The sequence below is a fragment of the Caulobacter sp. GW821-FHT11E11 genome, from assembly GCF_058808315.1.
This window is the reverse complement of sequence record NZ_JBXARO010000012.1, coordinates 15502-33353: the sequence shown is the minus strand read 5'-3', so window position 1 is coordinate 33353 and position 17852 is coordinate 15502. Positions and strand designations below refer to the sequence as shown.

Below are 17852 nucleotides of genomic sequence, written 5' to 3'. Positions count from 1 at the left end.
GGTCTGCTTTCCGGGCGCGGACGCGGCTAAGGTCCCGTCAGATGCGCCCGGAGATTCTCTTCCCCCTCTTCACCTCGGTGTCCACGCTCAAGGGCGTGGGCCCACGTGTCGCGCCCCTGGTCGAGAAACTGGCCGGGCCGATCACCCGCGACGTGCTGTTCACCGCGCCGACGGGCCTGATCCGGCGTAGCGTCACGACCGTCGACCAGGCCGTCGAGGGCCAGGTCCAGACCTTCGTCGTCACCATCGACGCCCACTTCCCATCGCAGCGTCCCAGCCAGCCCTGGAAGATTCGCGCCTGGGACGGCACGGGCTTCCTGACCTTGATCTGGTTCAAGGGCCACGGTCCGCATCTGGAACGCCAGCACCCCAAGGGCGAGCGCCGCGCCGTCAGCGGCAAGGTCGAGCGGCCCGACGGCTACGCGTCCGAACTCCAGATCGCCCACCCCGACTACATCGTCGCCGAGGAGCGGGCCGGCGACATTCCCGAGATCGAGACCGTCTATCCCGCGACCCACGGCCTGCCCTCGCGCACCTTCCGCAAGTTCGCGTTGGAAGCCCTCGACCGCGCGCCCGAGCTGCCCGAGTGGCAGGACCCCGCCTGGCGCGAACGCGAGAAGCTGCCGGGTTGGCGAGAGGCCCTGGCGGCCATGCACGCGCCGGCCAGCGAGGCCGACCTGTCGCCCCTGGCCCGTCCGCGCCGGCGCCTGGCCTATGACGAACTGCTGGCCCACCAGCTGGCCCTGGCCCAGCGCAAGGCCTCGCGCCGCGCGACGCCGGGTCCGGTGATCCCGTCCGGCCCGCTGTCGGACGCGGCCGAGAAGGCCCTGCCCTTCAAGCTGACCGGCGCCCAGATCCGCAGCCTGTCGGAGATTCGCGGCGACCTCGCTTCTGGCGAGCGGATGAGCCGGCTGCTGCAAGGCGATGTCGGCTCGGGCAAGACCGTGGTGGCCATGCTGGCCATGGCCGACGCCGCCAATGCCGGCTTCCAGTCGGCCCTGATGGCGCCGACCGAGATCCTGGCCCGCCAGCACTTCGAGACCATCGCCGCGCCGCTGCAGGCGCTGGGCCTGTCGGTGATCCTGCTGACCGGCCGCGACAAGGGCGCCGGTCGCTCGGCCAAGCTGCTCGCCCTGGCCGACGGAACCCATCACGTCGCGGTCGGCACCCACGCCCTGTTCCAGGACGACGTCGTCTTCGACCGCCTGGCCCTGACCATCATCGACGAACAGCACCGCTTCGGCGTCAACGAGCGCCGCCGGCTCCAGGACAAGGGCGAAGGGGTCCACCTGCTGGCCATGTCGGCCACACCTATCCCCCGGACCCTGGAGCTGACGGTCTTCGGCGACCTCGATGTCTCGCGCATCGACGAGAAGCCGCCGGGCCGCACGCCTGTCGCCACCCGCGCCGCGCCGACGCCGCGCGTGCCCGAGATCGTCGACCGCCTGCGCAGCGCCATCACCAGCGGGGCCCAGGCCTTCTGGATTTGTCCGCTGGTGTCGGAGTCCGACAAGGTCGACCTGCGCGCCGCCGAGGACCGCGCCGCCGACCTCGCCCGCCACCTGCCCGGCGTCGGCCTGGTCCATGGCCAGATGCCGCCCGCCGAGAAGGACGCGGTCATGCAGCGTTTCGTCGACGGCGAAGTCAGCGTGCTGGTCGCCACCACGGTGGTCGAGGTCGGGGTCAATGTCCCCAACGCCAGCATCATGGTCATCGAACACGCCGATCGCTTCGGCCTGGCCCAGCTGCACCAACTGCGCGGCCGCGTCGGCCGGGGCACGCGCGAGAGCTCGTGCGTCCTGCTCTACGACCCGCCGCTGTCGGAAGTGGCCCAGCAGCGCCTCGATATTCTGCGGCGCAGCGACGACGGCTTCGAGATCGCCGAGAAGGACCTGGAATTGCGCGGCGGCGGCGACCCGCTGGGCCTCAAGCAGAGCGGCTTCCCGGCCTATCGCCTGGCCGACCCGGTAGCGCACCGCGACCTGATCGCCGTCGCCGCTGATGACGCGCGGCTGATCCTGGCCCGCGATCCGGAGCTGACCTCGCCGCGCGGCCAGGCCCTGCGGACGATGCAGGAACTGTTCGACTGGAAACCGGCCTCGCCCCTGAACGAAGCGGGCTGATCACGGAGCGACGACGATGGCGGACATCTACGACCCGGCCTTCGTCAAAGGCGTCTTCGATCGCTGCTCGGGCAAATACATCGCCTTCAGCTGGATCTGCTCGTTCGGCTTCACCGAGCGCTGGCGCAAGCAGTGCGTTGAGGCCCTGCCTGAACCGCCGCCGCCACACCCCGTCGGCTACGATCTGATGGCCGGCACCGGTGAGATCTGGCCGCATCTGCTGAAACGCTTCCCGGACCTGGCCTCCATCACGGCGGTCGACATCTCCTCGGGCATGCACCAACGCGCCCTGGAGCGCCTGCATCGTCATCGCGCCCACCGGATCACCTTCGTCGAGGATGACCTCCTGGCCAGCGCCCTGCCGCCGGAAAGCGCGGACGTCATCGTCTCGACCTTCGGCCTGAAAACCTTCAACGCCGAGCAGCACGCCAAGCTGGCCGAGCTGATCGCCCGAACCCTACGTCCCGGCGGGGTGTTCTCGCTGATCGAGGCGTCGGATCCCAAGGGCTGGATCCTGCGGCCGCTCTACCTCTTCCACCTCAAGGTCGTGCTCCCGTTGATCGAGCGCGTGCTCCTGGCCGGCGCCCAGGACTTCACGATGATCGGGACCTACAGCACCAATTTCGGCGACGCCTCGGCCTTCGGCGGCATGCTGCGCGCCGAGGGTCTGGAGGTCGAGTTCAAGCGCTGCTTCTTCGGCTGCGCGACCCTGGTGGCGGGCCGCAAACCGGCCTAGTGCGCCGCCGCGCCCTTGCGGTGATGCCACAGGTGCATGAGGCCAGCCAGGACGCCGCCGACGATCAGGCCCACGACGGCAGAACCCAGCGCGAAGGCCAACCAGCCGGTCACGGCGCCGATGCCAGGGACGCCATGCGCCCAGTGCGAGAAGCCCTCGACCCAATGCGGGATCGGCGTCAGGTGGAAGTGCTCCAGGCCATGGACGATGATGCCGCCGCCGACCCACAGCATGGCCGCGGTGCCGATCACGGTCAGGGCCTCCATGGTCACCGGCATGGCCTTGACCAGGCCACGACCGAAAGCCTGCGAGCCCTTGTTCTCACGGCGCGACAGGTGCAGGCCGATGTCGTCCATCTTCACGATCAGCGCCACGGCGCCATAGACGACGACGGTGAGCAGGATGCCGACCACGGCCAGCGCCGCCGCCTGCAGGCCCAGGCTCAGATGCGCGACCTCCGCCAGGGCGATGGCCATGATCTCACCCGACAGGATCAGGTCGGTGCGGATCGCGCCGTCGACCTTTTGCTTCTCCAACTCGGGACCGCTCAGCGCCAGCTCCTCGAGAGCCTCACCTTCGGCCTGCGGGGTGAAGGCCTCCAGAATCTTCTCGGTGGCCTCGAAGGCCAGATAGGCGCCGCCGACCATCAGGATCGGCGTCACGGCCCAGGGCGCAAAGGCCGACAGCAGCAGGGCGCCCGGCAACAGGAACAGCAGCTTGTTGCGCAAGCTGCCCATCGCGATCTTCCACACGATCGGCAGCTCGCGGTCGGGCGTGAAGCCCATGGCGTAGCCGGGCGTCACCGCCGCATCGTCAACCACCACGCCCACGGCCTTGGTCCCCGCCTTACCGGCGGCGGCCCCGACGTCGTCCAGCGAGGCGGCGGCGATCTTGGTGATGGCCGCGACGTCATCGAGCAGCGCGGCAAGGCCGGAGGGCATGGAGGATCCTAAGCAGAGTTGAGCCCCAGTGCGTAAGGCGCGCCGGGCTCGCCGTAAAGTCGCGAACCCCTTGCCTGACGTAAGGTGAAAGCTGGAAGCTCGTTCCATGGACGTCGCCGCCGCTCTCGCCCGCCTCGCCCCGCGCCTGTCGCCGACCGCGACCCGAGCGTTGAACGCTCGCCGGCTGTCGGGCGGCGCGAGCCTGGAAACCTGGGCCTTCGACCTGGATGACGGCACGCCGCTGATCCTGCGCCGACGTCCGGACGGCGCGGCGATGCGCGAGACCGCCCTGCCCCTGGCCTCCGAAGCCGCCCTGATCCGCGCGGCGGATGCGGCCGGCGCGCCGGCGCCCAGCGTGATCCATGTCTGTGCACCCGACGAAGGCCTCGGCGAGGCCTATGTGATGCGCCGGCTCGAGGGCGAGACCCTGGGCCGTCGCATTGTCCGCGACGAAGCCTTCGCCGTCGTGCGGCCGGGCCTGGCGCGGCGTTGCGGCGAGGTGCTGGCCCGGATCCACGCCGTACCGACGCAGGGTCTGCCGGAACTGGCGACCTCCGACGCACGTGGCGAACTGCAGCGCTACGAGACGATCTACCGCCAACTCGGCGCCCAGCGGCCGATCCTGGAAGCCGCGTTCCACTGGCTCGAGGCCATCGCCCCGTCGCCGCCTGAGCAGCCGGTGCTGGTGCATGGCGACTTCCGGAACGGCAACCTCATGATCCATCCGACGGGCGGCTTGGTCGGGGTGCTGGACTGGGAACTGGCCCACCTGGGCGACCCCGCCGAGGACCTGGGTTGGATCTGCGTCAATTCCTGGCGCTTCGGCGAATGGCGAAAGCCCGTCGGCGGCTTTGGCGACTATGGCGACCTGCTGGACGGCTACGGCGGCGGGATCTCGTTGGACCGGGTCCGGTTCTGGCAGGCCCTGGGCTCGCTGAAGTGGGGCGTCATGTGCCTGATGATGTACCAGAGCTTCGCCACCGGACAGGATCGCTCGATCGAGCGCGCCATGATTGGCCGGCGGACCAGCGAGACCGAGATCGACCTCGTCAAGCTGATGGAGGGCGCATGATCAGCCACCCGACCGCCGCCGAGCTCTCCGAAGCGATCGCCGCCTTCGAGGCCGAACCCACCATCCCTGGCGACGCCCGCCAGGCGTTCCTGACCCGCGTGACCGACAACGCCCGCGCCACCCTGGCCCGCGAGGCCGAGCACGGCGCGCGGCTGGAGGCCGAGGCGGTCGAGCGGCTAAGTGGTCTGCTCGGCGAGACTGGTGACTACGACGCGCTGAACGCCAAGCTCTGCGAGGCGCTGTACGACGGTGCGATCGATCCGCTGAATGCTGCTCTGCTGGCCCATCTGCGCGCCACAGCCATCGGTCAGATCGCCATCGACCAGCCGAGCTACGGTGGCTTAGCGGCCCTGCTCGACGGCCAGGGCTAGCGGCCGGCCCATCATGGCGGCGGCCCGCGCCAGGGCGTCGGCCTCCAGATCGGCATAGAACAGGTTGTAGGCGTCCACCTTGCGGCGGTCGGCCCACGAGCCGCTGTCGCGCAGCGAGCTGGACTTCGGCTTGCTGGTGCGCAGCACGCCGTTCTCGCAGCGAGCCGAGACCTGGCGCTGCAGGAACGCTGGCCGGGCGCCCCAGTCCAGGCCGGTGGCGTTGGTCGCGCCCAGGTTCATCCGCGCGGGCGCCTTCTCCAGCGAGACGCCGCCCAGCAACGGGTTGAAGCACAGGGGCGTTCGGCCCTCGAGGTTGACCAGCTGGTCCGAGCGATCCCAGACCAGCGAGCGGCCGATCAGCTCCTGCACGCGCTGGAAATCGCCCTCCGGCGCCGAGATCCAGGCGGCTACGCACTCGGTCTCGCCCTTGCGCTCGCAGGCGGGCAATGCCGCGTCGGGGGCGTATTCGTCGGCCGGCACGGCGGTCTCGACCAGATAGGCGGCGACCAGACGGTCCTTGAGCTCGGGCTTGCCGGCGATTTCCTCGCGCAGCAGGCGCGCGGCCAGGGAGCCGCCCTGCTCCACCCCGACCAGGATGAACGGCCGATCCTGGCCGTAGCGGACGCGATACGCCCGGAAGGCCTGCAGCACATCGCCATAAGCAAAGCGCCGCGCCTCGCGGGCGTCGTCGCGCAGGGTCAGGTACGTATAGAGGCTGGCCTGACGATAGCGCGGTGCGAACACCCGGCCCACGCGGTCGAACGGCCCGGCATAGTTGGGGATCACCACCCGCGACAGGAACCGCTGGGCCTTGGGCTGGTCGATGCCGCCGTTCCAGTCGCGGCCGCCGTCGAAGGTGGTCGGGTGGACGAAGAACACGTCGACGGGCCGATCGGCGGGCGCCGGCGCGTCCTTGGGCAGCAGCGCCCAGGACTCGCGCTTGCCGTAGTCGGGGGCCGGCGGCGGGTGATAGGTGAGGAACGGGACCTTGGGGTCCAGGGCGTTGCTGAGGATGTCGTAGCGGAAGATGAAGGCGGCCGCGACGAACAGCGCGACGAACAGCGCCAGCCCCCCGAAGATCCAGCGCTTGAAGCCTTTGAACGTACCGCCCATGGCTCTGGGTTACACCAAGCCTTGAACGGCTTTAAGCCTCTTTTCCGTCACGCGCCTTCCTGGCCGATGATGGCCACCGAACAGACATTGCTGGCCGGCGCGCCGCCCAGATTGTGGGTCATGCCGAAGACGGGGTTGGACAGCTGGCGCTCCCCAGCGCGGCCCTGCAGCTGCAGGTACATCTCGTACAGCATCCGCAGACCCGAGGCGCCGATCGGATGGCCGAAGCACTTCAGCCCGCCGTCGATCTGGCACGGCACCCCGCCGTCGGCGTCGTAGAAGCCGTCCAGCACGTCGCGCCAGCCCTGGCCCTCGGGCGAGATGAACAGGTCCTCCATCGTCACCAGCTCGGTGATCGAGAAGCAGTCGTGCACCTCCATCATCGAGATCTGCTCGCGCGGCCGCTCGATACCGGCCTCGCGATACGCCTTGCCGGCGGCGATGCGGGCGGTGTGGAAGTGGCTGCCGTCCCAGCCGTTGTACTGGCTCTCGTAGCCGTTCGAGACCGACAGCTGCAGGGCCTTGACGGTGACGAGGTCGTGCTTGCCGAGGCTGCGGGCGATCTCGGGCGTGGTGACGATCGCGGCGGCCGCGCCGTCCGACACGCCGCAGCAATCGAACAGGCCCAGAGGTTCGGCGATCATCGGCGCAGCCAGGGCCTGCTCGGCGGTGATCGGCTTGCGCAGGTGCGCCTTGGGGTTCTTGGCGCCGTTGGCGTGGCTCTTGACCGAGACGTGGGCGATGGCGCGCTTGAGGTCGTCCTTGGAGACCCCATGCTTGGCGCGATAGGCGCTGGCCAGCTGGGCGAAATTCCCCGGCGCCGAGCCGTTCGGCATCACCTGCGGACTGAGTGTGCCGGGATTGGCGACCGGCAGGCCGCCATAGCCGGTGTCCTTCAGCTTCTCGACGCCAACCGCCAGGGCGATGTCGGCCGCGCCGGCGGCCACGGCATAGACCGCGCCCCGGAAGGCTTCCGAGCCCGAGGCGCAGAAGTTCTCGACCCGGGTGACGGCGATGTTGGGCAGGCGCAGGGCGATCGACAGCGGCGTGCCGCCCTTGCCCGTGCCGATCTCGTCGATGTGCGTCGAGAACCAGGCCGCATCCAGCTGGGTGGGCTCGATGCCGGCGTCCTGCATGGCCTCCAGATAGGCCTCGACCATCAGGTCGTCGGGCCCAGCGTCCCAACGCTCGCCGAACTTGCTGCAGCCCATCCCGAGGATGGCGACCTTGTCCCGGATACCCTGCGGCATGATCGGTCTCCCTATTCTGCGGCTTGAGCGGTTTGGGCGGAGGCAGCGGCCCGGTCGGGCGTCGCCTTCCAGAAATAGCGAACGAAGCCGCGCTTCTCGTCGACCTCCTTGATGCGGAAGACCATCCGCACCGGCAGGCCGGTCTCCACGTCACCCGGCGCGACGTCGGTGATGTCCATCATTATCCGGCCGCCGCCCTTGAAGACGATCATGCCGTAGTGGTTGGGCGGGGCCATCGAGAAGGTCAGGTAGTCGGCCGAGTAGCTGAGCACCGAGGCGCGGCGCTCGGCGAAGCGGTACGGCTCCTGGGTGTCGACGGCGGGATTGTTCGGCGCGACCGAGATGCGCGTGCGCGGGAACTGCACGACCCCAGTCTCCCGGCAACGACCGCCCACCAGCCCCAGGATCATGTCCTCGTTTCGATAGAGCGTGGTCAGGGCCGTTTTGTTGTCCTTCTCGGCCCGCATGCCCTTGTCCCACTCGACCAGGCCATTGAAGGTCAGGAACTTCAGGTAGTTGGCCTCTTCCTGGCGATCAGCCAACGAGCCAGTGACGCCCCGAGCGGGACGCTGGCCGGCGCCAGTGGCGCGGAAGACCAGCGCCTCGGCGCCCTGGCCGAACTGGGCGACCAGGATGACTTCTCCCGCCTTCGCCTCTTCCAGCGCGTGAGCCAGCATGATCGGCCCGTGCGCGCAGCCGGCCTCGCCCATCACGGCGGCGAGGTTGTCGCGGACGGCCTCGGGCTTGATCCCGACCGTCTTGGCCAGGGTCGCGGCCATGCCGGCGAAGGTCGACGGGAAGCAGAAATGGTCAACGTCGGCGGGACTTAGACCAGCGACCTCCAGCGCCTTGCGGATGGCCGGTGGGACCAGCTTGACGATGCCCTCGTCGCGGATCCAGCGCTCTTCCCAGTAGTAGTCGAAGCCACCGTCGTCGCCGCGGAAGTGGTCGACGAAGTCATCGGTGACGCTGCCGCGCCCCAGCAGTTCGGCCGCGCCGGGATCGTCGCTGACCACGAAGGCCGCCGCGCCGTCGCCGAAGTCCAGCTCCTGGGCCGACACCGCGCGGGCCTTGCGGTGCTCGCCGATGGCCACCAGCGAGGTTCCGCCGGCTGCGAGCGCCTGGCCCAAGGCCGTCAGCCCGCAGCGCTGCGAGCCGGTGACATCGCTGGCGGCGATCGACTTCTCCAGGGTCAAGGCCGCCGAGACGATGCCCGCGTTGAGCCGGTCAGCGAACGGCGCGGTCGTGGAGGCGAAGTAGAGGCTGTCGATATGGGAACGGTCGTCGTCGACGCCCAAGGCGTCGCGGGCCGCCTCGACCGCCATGGTCAGGGCGTCCTCGTCCCAATTGGCCATCGACCGCTCGCCCTTGCCCTTGGCCTTCAGGTTCGGGGCGACCCAGGCATTGGCCTCGGTCATGGCCTTGCGGCTTAGACGCAGACGCGGCGCATAGGCGCCCCAGGCGGCGATGCCGGGCATAGCGAACTCCCTGACGTCGGGTTCAGGCCCGACTTATCGGCGTTCAGCTTACGCTCGCGGCAAGAGCGGGCAACCGTGCCCTGACGTCAGCGGAAAGGGTCTTCGGTGTTGAGATACCCGGCCACGTAGTCGGCCACGCCATCCTCCAGCGAGGTCATCGGCGCGTCGTAGCCGGCCGCCCGCAGGCGGCTCATGTCGGCCTGGGTGAAGTACTGGTACTTGCCGCGCAGCACCTCGGGCATGTCGATATAGGTGATCTCCGGCTCGCGGTTCACCGCCTCGAACGTCGCCACGGCTAAATCGCGGAACGAGCGCGCGTGGCCCGAGCCCAGGTTGAAGACGCCGTTCACGGCCGGGCTCTTGGCCAGCCAGGCGATCACATCGACCACGTCGCGGACATAGACGAAGTCGCGCAGTTGGCCGCCGTCCTCGTAGTCCGGATGGTGCGATTTGAAGAGCTTGACGCCCTCGCCGGCGGCGACGCGCGGCCAGATCTGGGCCACGACCGACTTCATGCCGCCCTTGTGGTCCTCGTTAGGGCCATAGACGTTGAAGAACTTCAGGCCGGCCCACTGGGCCGGGGCGCGACCGCGATGTGCCTCGCGCACGGCGTAGATGTCGAACAGGGCCTTGGACCAGCCGTAGGCGTTCAGCGGCCGCAGGGCCTGGAGCGACTCCATGTCGTCCTTGCCCTCGAAGCCCAGCGTCCCGTCGCCATAGGTCGCCGCCGACGAGGCGTAAATCAGGCGCTTGCCGTGCTCCGTGCACCACTCCCACAGGTCGCGCGACAGCACGAAGTTGGACTGCACGATCTTGTCGGCGTCCTGCTCGGTGGTCGAGGACACCGCGCCCATGTGGACAATCAGCTCGACCTCGGCGCTGCGCTTGGCCAGCCAGTCTTTGAGCTGCTCGGGCGCGACGAAGTCGGCGATCGGATGCTTGGCGATGTTGCGCCACTTGCCGCTGGCCGCATCGCGCAGGCGGTCGCAGACCACGACGTCCAGGGCCGGATCTTCACAAAGGCGAGCCACGACGTTGCTGCCGATGAAGCCCGCGCCGCCGGTGACGAGAACGATGCGTCGGCTCATGCCTTAGGCCGCCTTGGTCAGGGCGTCGTACTTCAGCAGGTTGCCGACCAGGGCCTCGAACTGGCTCATCGGCACCATGTTGGGGCCATCCGAAGGAGCGTGGTCCGGGTCCGGGTGGGTCTCGATGAACACGCAGGCCACGCCGACGGCCACGGCGGCGCGGGCCAGGACCGGCACGAACTCGCGCTGGCCTCCGGACGACGCACCCAGCCCGCCTGGTTGTTGCACGCTGTGAGTAGCGTCGAAGACGACCGGGCAGCCGATCTCCTTCATGATCGGCAGGCTGCGCATGTCGCTAACCAGGGTGTTGTAGCCGAACGAGGCGCCGCGCTCGCAGGCCATGACGTTGGGATTGCCCGCGCCGGTCACCTTGGCGATGACGTTCTTCATGTCCCACGGGGCCAGGAACTGGCCCTTCTTGATGTTGATCGCTCGGCCCGTATTGGCGGCGGCGACCAGTAGGTCGGTCTGGCGGCACAGGAAAGCCGGGATCTGGATGACGTCGACCGCCTCGGCCACAATCGGGCAGTGGCTGGTCTCGTGCACGTCGGTCAGGGTCGGCAGGCCTGTGACCTCGCGGATCTCCTGGAAGATCGGCAGGCTGTCGTGCAGGCCGATGCCGCGTTGGGCATTGGCCGAGGTGCGGTTGGCCTTGTCGTAAGAGGTCTTGTAGATCAGGCCGACGCCGAGACGCTGGGCCATCTCCTTCAGCGCATGGGCCGTTTCCAGCGCGTGCTGGCGGCTTTCCATCTGGCACGGGCCTGCGATGATCGACAGCTTCTCGCCATTGCCGATGCGGACGGGCGCGCCGTTCGGAGTCTTGATCTCGACGACGGCATTCGGGGCTACGGCTTGCGGCTGACTCACGGCAACTATTCCGACGGATAGGGATTTGAGGCGCCCAGAGGTGACCCTTCGGGCGAGGCGGTGCAAGTGCAGAAGAACAGTGACGACGGTAAGGCGATCATCGTCTGGTTCCGCAACGACCTGCGCATAGCCGACAATCCCGCCCTGCGCCATGCCGCCGGCAGCGGCCGACCGGTGATCTGCCTCTATATCCTCGACGAGACGCTCGGCATTCGGCCGATGGGCGCGGCCTCGCTGTGGTGGCTGGACAAGTCGCTGAAGAGCCTCGGCGAAAGCCTTGAGAAACTTGGAAATAAGCTGGTGCTGCGCAAGGGCGTCGCCGCCGAGGTGCTGGACGACGTTATCGCCCACACCGGCGCGACCTGCGTGCTGTGGAACCGGCTCTACGACAAGGACAGCATCGACCGCGACACCGCGATCAAGGCCCGTCTGAAGGACGCTGGCGTCGACTGCCAGAGCTTCAATGCCAGCCTGCTGAACGAACCTTGGACGGTCCAGAACGGTTCGAAGCAGCCCTACAAGGTCTTCACGCCCTATTGGCGCGCCGCCCGCGAACACCTGACCCACGTCGTCGTAGAACCTGCCCCGAAGTCGCTGAAATCACCGGCACATTTCCCGCACACCGAAAGCCTGGCCGGTTGGGCTCTGCATCCGACCAAGCCCGACTGGTCCAAGGGCTTCGACCAGTGGACGCCCGGTGAGGCCGGGGCGCTGGAGCGGCTGGACGACTTCCTGTCGGGCCCGGTCGACGGCTATGGCGAGAAGCGCGACATCCCCAGCGTGGAAGCCACCTCCGGCCTGTCGCCGCACCTGCACTTCGGCGAGATCGGCCCACGCCAGGTCTGGCTGGCCGCCCGTAACGCCGCCGAGCACGGCGACGCCCCCGCCGGCGAGGTCGAGAAGTTCCTGTCGGAAGTGGGCTGGCGCGAGTTCAACCACTCGATCCTGTTCCATTGGCCGGACCTGCTGACCAAGAGCTTCCGGCCCGAGTTCGACGCCTTCCCCTGGCAGAGCGATCCCAAGGCCTTCGACGCCTGGACCAAGGGCGAAACGGGCTATCCCATCGTCGACGCCGGCATGCGCGAGCTGTGGGCCACCGGCTTCATGCACAACCGCGTGCGCATGATCGTCGCCTCGTTCCTGATCAAGCACCTGCTGGTCGACTGGCGCGAGGGCGAGGCCTGGTTCTGGGACACGCTGGTCGACGCCGACCTGCCCAACAATGTCGGCAACTGGCAGTGGGTGGCCGGCAGCGGCGCCGACGCCTCGCCCTATTTCCGAATCTTCAATCCTATCGCCCAGGGCGAGAAGTTCGACCCACGCGGCGTCTATGTCCGGCGCTGGGTTCCCGAGCTGGCCAAGGTTCCCGACGACGTGATCCACAAGCCGTGGGAGCGGGCCCTCCACCTGCCGGCGGAAGCCAAGCGCATCTACGGCCGACCGATCATCGACCATGGCAAGGCGCGGGAACGGGCCATGGAGGCCTATCGCAGCCTGTAGCGGCAACACTGAGCCATTCAGCTCTGTATGTCTTGTATGGCCTTGTGGATAGCCCGCCAACCCCATGGCCAAGCTCAGGGTTTGCGGGCGCCGCTCAAGCGCCTTCAGGAAAAATGGGGTTGCGCGGGCGGGGCGCGGCACGATCTACCAGCCATCCGAAAGTTCCTCTCGAAGGCCGACCATGACCGCCCTGCCCAGCGTTCTAGACGCTATTGGAAACACCCCGCTGATCCGCCTGAACCGCGCCAGCGAGGCCACCGGCTGTGAGATCCTGGGCAAGGCCGAGTTCATGAACCCCGGCCAGTCGGTCAAGGACCGCGCGGCGCTGAGCATCATCCGCGACGCGGAAGCCAAGGGCCTGCTGAAACCCGGCGGCCGGATCGTCGAGGGTACGGCCGGCAATACTGGCATCGGCCTGGCCATGGTCGCCTCGGCCCTGGGCTACAAAACGACCATCGTCATCCCGCGCACCCAGAGCCAGGAGAAGAAGGACGCCATCCGCCTGCTGGGCGCCGAGCTGGTCGAGGTGGACGCCGTCCCCTACTCCAATCCCGACAATTATGTTCGTTATTCCGGGCGCTTGGCCGAGGAACTTGGCGCCGTGTGGGCCAACCAGTTCGACAATGTCGCCAATCGCGAGGCGCACTACCTGGGCACCGGTCCGGAGATCTTCGAACAGACCGGCGGCAAGGTCGACGGCTTCATCTGCGCGGTCGGTTCGGGCGGCACCCTGGCCGGCGTCGCCCAGGCCCTGCGCGAGCGCAAGCCCGGCGTGAAGATCGGCCTGGCCGATCCTTACGGCGCCTCCCTCTATAGCTGGTACAAGGACGGCGAGCTGAAAGCCGAAGGCGCCTCGATCAGCGAGGGCATCGGCCAGGGCCGCGTCACCGCCAATCTCGAGGACCTGGTCATCGACTATCCGTTCCGGGTCGACGACACCGAGATGTTGGAGGTGATCTTCGACCTGGTGCAGCACGAGGGCCTGTGCATGGGCGGCTCAACGGGGATCAACGTCGCCGGCGCCATCAAGCTGGCCAAGGCGCTGGGCCCCGGCCACACCATCGTGACCATCCTGTGCGACCACGGCTCGCGCTATCAGTCCAAGCTGTTCAACCGCGAATTCCTGGCGGAAAAGGGCCTCCCCGTCCCGCCTTGGATGTAAGGTCGCCAGCGAGTTCGATTCCAAAAGGCCTCGCCATGAGCATCCCGTCCGATCCGCTGGTTTCCACCGCCTGGCTGGCCGAGCATCTCGACGCCCCGGACGTGCGCGTGGTCGACGCCTCGTGGCACATGCCGGCCGCCCAGCGCGATCCCGGCGCGGAGTTCCTGGCGACCCACATCCCGGGCGCGGTGTTCTTCGACATCGAGGACATCTCGGACGAGACCAGCGACCTGCCGCACATGATCCCGACGGCGGCCAAGTTCGCTTCGCGCGTCAAGAAGCTGGGCTTGGGCGACGGCTCACGCATCGTCGTCTACGACAGCATCGGCATCCTGCCGGCCGCTCGCGCCTGGTGGCACTTCCGCGCCATGGGTCACGAGGACGTCGTGGTGCTGGACGGCGGCCTGCCCAAGTGGATCGCCGAAGGTCGCCCGGTCGAGGACGGTCCCGCCTCGCCACAGGAGCGCCACTTCACGCCGCGCTACCAGGCCGACATCTACCGCTCGGTCGAGCAGATGCGGAGCATCGTCGAGACCGGCCGCGAGCAGATCATCGACGCCCGCGCCGCCGGCCGCTTCGAGGGCAAGGATCCCGAGCCCCGTGCCGGCCTGCGCAGCGGCCACATGCCGGGTGCCCGCAACATTCCGCTGTCAGCCCTGCTGGATCCGGACGCGACCATGCTGCCGGTGGACGAGTTGAAGGCGGTGTTCGAAAAGGCAGGCGTCGACATCGACAAGCCGATCGTCTCGACCTGCGGCTCGGGCATCACCGCCTCGGTCGTGGCCCTGGCCCTCGCGCGGCTCGGCAAGCCGCGCTCGGCGGTCTATGACGGCTCGTGGACGGAATGGGGCGGTCTGGCGGATGTGCCCGTGGCCACCGGTCCCGCGACCTAGCGCATCGGCGGCGCGTACAGCAGGCCGGGCTTGGGCGCGTTCCACAGCGCGTTCAGGCCCCGGTCCAGCTTCAGCGCCGAACCCTGGCCGATGTCGCGGTCGAAGATCTCGCCATAATTGCCGCCGGCCATGATGGCGCGCGCGGCCCAGTCGGCGTCCAGGCCAAGTTTGGCGCCGTACTCGCCTTCACCTAGCAGCCGCCGCGCCTCGGGATCGGCGCCGCCCTTCATGTCCTTGATGTTGGCCTTGGTGACGCTGCGCTCCTCGGCCAGGACCAGGGCGTAGAGGGTCCAGCGGACGATGTCGGTCCAGGCCGGATCGTCCTGGCGCACCAGCGGGCCCAGCGGCTCCTTGGAGATGGCGTCGGGCAGGATCACATGGGCGCCGGGGTCGTCCATCAGCGTCCGCGCCGCCGCCAGGGCCGAGATGTCGGCGGTGAAGGCGTCGCACTTGTCGGCCTGGTAGGCGGCGCGAGTCTGCTCCTCGCTGTCGAACACCATGGCCGTGTAGGCGATGCCGCGCGAACGGAAGAAGTCCTCCAGGTTCTGGGCCGAGGTGGCCGCGCCCTGGACGCAGATCTTGGCCGTGTTCAGCTCGACGGCGCTGGTCAGGTTCAGACTGCGGCGGACCAGGAAACCCTGACCGTCGAAATACGAGATCGCCGCCATGTCCAGCTGGTCGCCGGTGTCGCGCGAAAAGGTCCAGGAGGTGTTGCGCCACAGAACGTCGACCTTGCCCGCGCGCAGGGCCGTGATCCGCTCCTCGTTGCCCAGCGGCACGAAGGTCACCTTGTCGGGCTTGCCCAGAACGGCGGCGGCCAGGGCGCGGCAGAAGTCGACATTGAAGCCGCGCCAGCGCCCGCCATTGTCCTGGAAGGCGAAGCCCGGCAGCGCAGGGTTCACGCCACAGCGCAGTTCGCCGCGGGCGCGGACGGCCTTCAGGGTCTTGCTGGCGGCGGCGGCTTTGATGGCCAGCGGCGCTTCGGTTGGCTTGGACTCTGATTTGGACGCGGGCCGTTCGCAGCCCGCCAAAGCCAGCACCGCCAAAATCGCCAAGCCAAATCGCACCGACACCCGATCGCTCCCTTGAACCGTGCGCGCGGGGCCTTAAACCACAAGCCTTACGCCGCGTCGCCGAAGAGTCCCGCCATGGATGAAGAAACCCGTCTGATCCGTACAGGCTCCGAGCCCACCAGTCTGGCGCGCGTGGTCAATCCGCCGATCCAGCGCGGCTCGACGGTGCTGCTGCCCAATGCCGCGTCGCTGTATGACGACGACCAGATCACCTACGGCATCACCGGCCTGTCCTCGCCCGCCGCCCTGCAACGCGCTCTGGCCGAACTGGAGGGTTCGCCGGACGTGACGCTGTATCCTTCGGGCCTGGCGGCGATCACCGGAGCCATGCTGGCGGTGCTGAAGGCCGGCGACGAGATCCTGGTGGTCGACAGCGCCTACAAGCCCACGCGCCGGTTTTGCGACCGCGTCCTGACCCGCTTTGGCGTCGCCACCACCTACTACGACCCGGCCCTGACACCCGACGCCCTGATGGCGCTGGTCACGCCCAAGACCCGGATGATCCTGCTGGAAGCCCCCGGCTCCCTGACCTTCGAGATGCAGGACATCCCGGCCATCGCCAAGGCGGCCAATGACCGGGGGATCATCACCCTGATCGACAACACCTGGGCGGCCGGCTTTTATTTCAAGCCGCTGGCGCACGGCGTGACGATCAGCGTCCAGGCCCTGACCAAATATGTCGGCGGCCACTCGGACTGTTTCATGGGCTCGGCCACGACCATGGATGTCGACATCGGCAACGAGCTGGGCAACGCCATGTGGGACATCGGCTGGTCGGTGTCGCCCGACGACGCCTACACCATGCTGCGCGGCCTGCGGACCCTGGCCACGCGCCTGCCGCGCCACCAGGAGAGTGGTCTTGCCATCGCCCGCTGGCTGCAGGACCGGCCCGAGGTGGCCCGGGTGCTGCATCCCGCCCTGCCCGGCGATCCTGGCCACGCGCTCTGGAAGCGTGACTTCACCGGCGCCTGCGGCCTGTTCGGCGTGGTGCTGAAGCCGGCCAGCCAGCGCGCGGTGCACGCCTTCCTGGACGCCTTGCAGCTGTTTGGCCTGGGCTTTTCGTGGGGCGGCTATGAAAGCCTGGCCATCCATTGCGATCCGCAGCTGAAGAACCGCGCCGTGCCGGTCAGTCTGGAAGGTCCGCTGTTGCGCTTCCACATCGGGCTGGAGAACGTCGACGACCTCAAGGCCGACCTCGACCAGGCGTTCGAGAAGCTGGTCTAGACGACCGCGCCGTCCTTCCAGTCGCGAGCCATGAACCGGCCCGGCGCGCCGCCTAGCACGGCCAGGGCGTCCTCGATGTTGCGCGTCCTGGCGGCCTCGGACTTCACGCTGTCGAAGCGGCGCAGGACTTCCTTGCGTAGACTGGGCGTCAGGGCTTCCCAGGCCTGGGCGGTGGCCTTGTTGCGCGCCAGCCCATGCTCGAAAGCCTCCGGCATCGGATGGGCTGGGCCGCTGCGATAGTCTTTGTCGAAGACCACCGACACCTCGACCTCATCGCCCACGCCGACCCCAGCGGCTGCTTCGCGGACGATGCCGTGCAGGTAGAGGAAGAAGCCGCCGTCGCCGCGCGGCATCATATTGATCCGCCACGGCTCGGCGGGCGCGCCATTGATCTGGACCAGCACCGGCATCGGCTTGCGCCAGCCTTCGCGCAGGCTCCGGGCCTGCTCGGGATCGACCGGCACGAACGGGTTGATGCCGTTGATGTCGATACGAGAGCGATAGCGAAGGCTGGTCATGATGGCCCTAGAGGTAGCGCATTTCGGCCGCGCTGGGCTGCTCCCACCAGAGATTGTCGCGACCATTGCCGTAGTTGATGGGCGCGGCGGCCAGTTCCTCGGGCTCGGCGTCCAGCGTCGCCACCTGGACGGAGACGACCTCGCCACCCAGCTGCTCGACATTGGCCTCGCCGTACACCCGCACGCCGCAGGTCATGCAGAAGCGGTGGTCGCCGCTCATCGTGCCGAACTGATAGGCGCCCAGATGCTCCTTGCCAGCCAGCAGGCGGAAGGCGTCTGGCTTCATCAACACGCCCCACGAGCGGGTCTTGGCGCAGATCGAGCAGTTGCAGCGGCCCGTGCCGGCCGCCAGGTCGATCTCGGCCTCGTAGCGGACCGCGCCGCAGTGGCAGCCGCCGGTATAAGTCTTCAGCATGGGTCGTCCCTCTCTCGATAAGCGTCTC

At 68.3% G+C, this 17852-nt stretch carries 17 protein-coding genes; 8 read left to right on the top strand and 9 right to left on the bottom strand.

The genetic code is table 11. From position 1 onward, the window contains the following. Positions 1 to 41: 41 nt before the first annotated feature. Positions 42 to 2123 (top strand): ATP-dependent DNA helicase RecG, encoded by a 2082-nt coding sequence (gene recG / locus AC1RR5_RS24825; protein ID WP_492926095.1) that lies wholly within the window; start codon positions 42 to 44, stop codon positions 2121 to 2123. A 16-nt stretch (positions 2124 to 2139) separates the two neighbouring features. Next, the gene (locus AC1RR5_RS24820) at positions 2140 to 2859 is read left to right on the top strand and encodes a class I SAM-dependent methyltransferase (RefSeq protein WP_492926093.1); all 720 of its coding nucleotides are present in this window, start codon (positions 2140 to 2142) and stop codon (positions 2857 to 2859) included. On the opposite strand, the gene AC1RR5_RS24815 is transcribed toward AC1RR5_RS24820, so the two are convergent. Beyond that, positions 2856 to 3800, bottom strand: coding sequence for a DUF808 domain-containing protein (locus tag AC1RR5_RS24815; protein ID WP_492926090.1), 945 nt, complete (start codon positions 3798 to 3800; stop codon positions 2856 to 2858). The genes AC1RR5_RS24820 and AC1RR5_RS24815 overlap by 4 nt on opposite strands. A 106-nt stretch (positions 3801 to 3906) precedes the next feature. Here AC1RR5_RS24815 and AC1RR5_RS24810 point away from each other — a divergent pair, with 106 nt between their 5' ends. Next, on the top strand, positions 3907 to 4872 hold the full coding sequence (locus AC1RR5_RS24810; protein WP_492926088.1) for a phosphotransferase family protein: 966 nt from the start codon (positions 3907 to 3909) through the stop codon (positions 4870 to 4872). Next, positions 4869 to 5243, top strand: coding sequence for a DUF6285 domain-containing protein (locus AC1RR5_RS24805; protein ID WP_492926086.1), 375 nt, complete (start codon positions 4869 to 4871; stop codon positions 5241 to 5243). Before AC1RR5_RS24810 ends, AC1RR5_RS24805 begins: the two co-directional genes overlap by 4 nt. Here AC1RR5_RS24805 and AC1RR5_RS24800 read toward each other — a convergent pair. From AC1RR5_RS24800 to kdsA, 5 genes are all read right to left on the bottom strand, one after another. Beyond that, positions 5214 to 6356 (bottom strand): DUF3089 domain-containing protein, encoded by a 1143-nt coding sequence (locus tag AC1RR5_RS24800; RefSeq protein ID WP_492926084.1) that lies wholly within the window; start codon positions 6354 to 6356, stop codon positions 5214 to 5216. The two genes, AC1RR5_RS24805 and AC1RR5_RS24800, sit on opposite strands and share 30 nt — an antisense overlap. 47 nt (positions 6357 to 6403) lie before the next feature. After that, entirely contained in the window at positions 6404 to 7606 is a 1203-nt protein-coding gene (locus AC1RR5_RS24795) for an acetyl-CoA acetyltransferase (protein WP_492926082.1), read from the bottom strand. 11 nt (positions 7607 to 7617) lie between these two features. After that, entirely contained in the window at positions 7618 to 9084 is a 1467-nt protein-coding gene (locus tag AC1RR5_RS24790) for an OB-fold domain-containing protein (RefSeq protein ID WP_492926080.1), read from the bottom strand. 86 nt (positions 9085 to 9170) lie between these two features. Beyond that, positions 9171 to 10172, bottom strand: coding sequence for an ADP-glyceromanno-heptose 6-epimerase (gene rfaD, locus AC1RR5_RS24785; RefSeq protein ID WP_492926078.1), 1002 nt, complete (start codon positions 10170 to 10172; stop codon positions 9171 to 9173). A gap of 3 nt (positions 10173 to 10175) precedes the next feature. Beyond that, on the bottom strand, positions 10176 to 11039 hold the full coding sequence (gene kdsA, locus AC1RR5_RS24780; RefSeq protein ID WP_492926076.1) for a 3-deoxy-8-phosphooctulonate synthase: 864 nt from the start codon (positions 11037 to 11039) through the stop codon (positions 10176 to 10178). A gap of 60 nt (positions 11040 to 11099) precedes the next feature. Here kdsA and AC1RR5_RS24775 point away from each other — a divergent pair, with 60 nt between their 5' ends. From AC1RR5_RS24775 to sseA, 3 genes are all read left to right on the top strand, one after another. Further along, on the top strand, positions 11100 to 12539 hold the full coding sequence (locus tag AC1RR5_RS24775) for a cryptochrome/photolyase family protein (protein ID WP_492926074.1): 1440 nt from the start codon (positions 11100 to 11102) through the stop codon (positions 12537 to 12539). Positions 12540 to 12720: 181 nt separating this feature from the next. Next, entirely contained in the window at positions 12721 to 13701 is a 981-nt protein-coding gene (locus AC1RR5_RS24770; protein ID WP_492926072.1) for a cysteine synthase A, read from the top strand. Positions 13702 to 13736: 35 nt separating this feature from the next. Then, positions 13737 to 14594, top strand: coding sequence for a 3-mercaptopyruvate sulfurtransferase (gene sseA / locus AC1RR5_RS24765; RefSeq protein WP_492926070.1), 858 nt, complete (start codon positions 13737 to 13739; stop codon positions 14592 to 14594). Here sseA and AC1RR5_RS24760 read toward each other — a convergent pair. After that, entirely contained in the window at positions 14591 to 15667 is a 1077-nt protein-coding gene (locus AC1RR5_RS24760; protein WP_492926068.1) for an amino acid ABC transporter substrate-binding protein, read from the bottom strand. The two genes, sseA and AC1RR5_RS24760, sit on opposite strands and share 4 nt — an antisense overlap. A gap of 75 nt (positions 15668 to 15742) precedes the next feature. On the opposite strand from AC1RR5_RS24760, the gene metC reads away from it, so the two are divergent. Then, the gene (metC, locus tag AC1RR5_RS24755) at positions 15743 to 16891 is read left to right on the top strand and encodes a cystathionine beta-lyase (RefSeq protein ID WP_492926066.1); all 1149 of its coding nucleotides are present in this window, start codon (positions 15743 to 15745) and stop codon (positions 16889 to 16891) included. On the opposite strand, the gene AC1RR5_RS24750 is transcribed toward metC, so the two are convergent. Beyond that, a complete protein-coding gene (locus AC1RR5_RS24750; RefSeq protein WP_492926064.1) occupies positions 16888 to 17409 on the bottom strand; it encodes a YdeI/OmpD-associated family protein in 522 nt (173 codons plus the stop codon). The two genes, metC and AC1RR5_RS24750, sit on opposite strands and share 4 nt — an antisense overlap. Positions 17410 to 17416: 7 nt before the next feature. Further along, positions 17417 to 17824, bottom strand: coding sequence for a GFA family protein (locus AC1RR5_RS24745; protein WP_492926062.1), 408 nt, complete (start codon positions 17822 to 17824; stop codon positions 17417 to 17419). Between the last annotated feature and the right edge of the window lie 28 nt (positions 17825 to 17852).